We start from the raw sequence: 3,122 nt of genomic DNA, 5'->3' as shown, positions 1-3,122 counted from the left end.
GTTTCCAGAGATGCAATAGCATTAGCTGGTAATGACAAATTTGCTTGCGTTCAATTATTCCAAATTCGAGCAGGTAAATTAGTCAGTAGATTAGGATTTATTGCTGAAACACCTAATTTAGTAACTCAAGAAAGTAAGGAATTAGGAGCAATTTTACAACGGGTTTTAGAATCACATTATCAAACAGTAGAATCTGTAGAAATTCCTGTAGAAATTATTGTGCAACATGAGTTACTAGAAAGTGAATTTTTGACAAGTTGGCTAACAGAAAAAAAAGGTAAAAAAGTAGAAATTTTCGTACCTCAACGTCAGGGAAAAGCAGAATTAATAGAAATGGTAAAAAAGAACGCTGAATATGAGTTAGCACGGTTAAATAAAATGAGCGATCGTAACACTAAAGCAATGACTGACTTGGCAGAAATATTAGATATGCCAGAATTACCCCACCGTATTGAAGGTTATGATATTTCTCACATTCAAGGTTCAGATGCGGTGGCATCGCGGGTCGTTTTTATTGACGGTTTGCCAGCAAAACAACATTATCGACACTACAAAATTCAAAACCCAGAAGTGCAGTCTGGTCATTCTGATGATTTTGCTAGTATGGCAGAAGTAATTCAAAGACGGTTTCGCAATTATGAAAAACAACCAACTACAGAGAAACCAGACTTAATAATGATAGATGGTGGAAAGGGGCAACTTTCGGCAGTAATGACAGTGATGCAAGAAATGGAGTTATTAGAAGAAGTGCGGGTGGTGAGTTTAGCAAAGCAACGGGAGGAAATTTTTCTACCAGGGGAGTCGCTACCATTAACAACTAATGCGGAACAACCAGGAGTACAGTTATTGCGGAGGTTGAGAGATGAAGCGCATCGGTTTGCCGTGAGTTTCCATAGAAATAAAAGAAGTCAAAGAATGAAGCGATCGCGCCTAGATGAGATTCCTGGTTTGGGACATCATAGACAAAAATTGTTATTGGGGCATTTTCATTCTGTTGATTATATTCGGATGGCAACGGTACGGCAGTTGGCAGAGGTATCAGGAGTCGGACCAAAGTTGGCGCAGCAAATTTATGATTATTTTCATCCTTCTTAGAATCAGGAGTCAGGAGTCAGGAGTCAGGAGTCAGGAGAAATGGGAATGAGCGAGGAGGTAGGATTAATATCATGTCCGGTTGAATACTTATAATTAAGATAGTAGGGGAGCGGGGGAGCAGGGGAGTAGGGGAGTAGGGGAGCGGGGGAGTAGGGAAAACAGAAAGATTTACTGTTGAAGCATTCATTATAACTTTTTTCATCACGTTCTTATCCGGACATGATATAAGAATTGTCAATTTGGGATTTTTCTGCCCAACAAAGCCGCCTAAAATACTAATTGAAGAGCTGAAAACCAGGTACTTTTTTCGACCCCAAAAAGGCACTTGTCTTTATATGTCAATGCTTTTAGATTAGATCAGTAATATCATGTTCGGACGGGTCAGTTATAAATAAAATTTCAGAACTGACAATACCGAATAAATACTGAAATTATCTTGAAATACTGAAATTATCTTGATTTTTCTCCTTTCTTCCCTCCTGACTCCTGACTCCTGACTCCTGACTCCTCGCTAAGTTATTTATAAGTATTCAACCGAACATGATATAAGAGCTAATTTTTAAGCCGTCCACAATTTTGATTTGCTGGAACAGCTTCTGCTATTTTTTTCGGGTTGGATAAATTTAGACTGGCCATAAGTTGAATAAAATCAAGGCGATCGCGACTTGCAAAACGCTGGTTAAACCGTTTTTCTTCGCCAATGCTAGAAACAGTCTGACCTTTGTAGTCGTGACCTGGATAAACCAAAGTATCATCAGCAAGAGTAAATAACTTTTGAGTAACTACATCATATAATACCCCTGCATCTCCTCCTTGAAAGTCTGTACGACCACACCCTCTAATTAATAGAGAGTCTCCGGTCAATAAATATTTTTTATTTACTAAATAAGCAAGATGACTATCCGTATGACCGGGAGTCGCGATCGCCTGAATCTGAATTTCTCCCACTGCCAATATTTCTTTGTCTTCGAGAAAGCGATCGGCACAAGTCACCTGAGCATTTTTCGGCACAACACCTAAGCATCCTGTTACAGTCTTTAGTTTACCAGTTCCTGTAATATGGTCAGCATGAATATGGGTTTCCAGACAATAGCGTAGTTGCAATTCTAATTCTGTTAATAATTTCAAGTCTCGTTCCACCTGTTCAAGCACTGGATCGACCAAAACAGCAGTTTTAGTTGCCTGGTCAGCAAACAGATAAGTATAGGTACTTGTTGTTGGATCAAATAGTTGTCTAAATAACATTTTCTGATCTTATAGCTAGTTTTTTCTAGGCGTTTGGTCAGCAAACCGATTCTACTAATTATACCATTTTGAAAAAAGAATGTTACGAATAATAAGCTCCATCACGCATACTTTATATGAAAGTATATTTGACGAAAAAGATAACTTACAACATCAAAAATGGTATTAAATCTATTCCCATACGACTCCTGAATTCTGTTTGCGGAGCATTCGGTAGGAAATTCTGAGTTCTAAGAGATACCCTAGCTATTTGTAGCAAAAATTTATCAATTTGGTATTAAATATAGCAGTGCAAGGAAAAGGCGCGGATATATCAAAAACTTAAAACTCAAACAGCGCCAGATTTTTCCTTCTTCCTTCTTCCCTCTTCCTTCTTCCTTTCTTCCATACCATTAGACATCTGTTCAACAATTAATAATTAATAATGAATAATTAATAATTACCTCTCCTTGAAAAGAAGAGGATTGACTAATCATGAAAATTTTTATTTATTATCCCCTTAAAAGGGGAGGCTTTAAACCAAAAATTTTCGGTAAAAATCAAAAATAAAATCAATTATCACACTAGATATATCAATTATTTCTCCCTACTCCCTACTCCCTACTCCCTACTCCCTACTCCCTCTTTTCTGGAGATGTCTATTAATTTTGAGATTTTTACCCATGACAAATCTATTCAAAAATCACTCCTTTTAAGTTAACATCCTCAAGATTAGCATCAGTTAAATCTGCATTAGCCAAATTACAAATTTCTAAATTTGCTCCTTGTCAATTCGCTTTTTT

General features: G+C 37.2%; 2 protein-coding genes and 1 pseudogene. 1 reads left to right on the top strand and 2 read right to left on the bottom strand.

The annotated features are described in order from the left end of the window. Positions 1-1,095: excinuclease ABC subunit UvrC (gene uvrC, locus F6K13_RS25615; protein ID WP_287288796.1), on the top strand; the 1,095-nt coding region annotated here is incomplete at its 5' end. A gap of 552 nt (positions 1,096-1,647) precedes the next feature. Here uvrC and F6K13_RS25610 read toward each other — a convergent pair. Beyond that, positions 1,648-2,340 carry an MBL fold metallo-hydrolase gene (locus tag F6K13_RS25610; RefSeq protein ID WP_287288794.1) on the bottom strand — a complete coding sequence of 231 codons (693 nt, stop codon included), beginning with the start codon at positions 2,338-2,340 and terminating at the stop codon, positions 1,648-1,650. Positions 2,341-3,011: 671 nt separating this feature from the next. Further along, a pseudogene (locus F6K13_RS35425) lies at positions 3,012-3,095 on the bottom strand (pentapeptide repeat-containing protein); the annotation flags it as partial. Positions 3,096-3,122: the final 27 nt, after the last annotated feature.

Origin of the sequence: Okeania sp. SIO2B9, from assembly GCF_010672505.1 — a bacterium.
Lineage (GTDB): Bacteria > Cyanobacteriota > Cyanobacteriia > Cyanobacteriales > Microcoleaceae > Okeania > Okeania hirsuta.
Note: the sequence above shows the minus strand (reverse complement) of the source record. Positions and strands in the feature narration are given on the sequence as shown.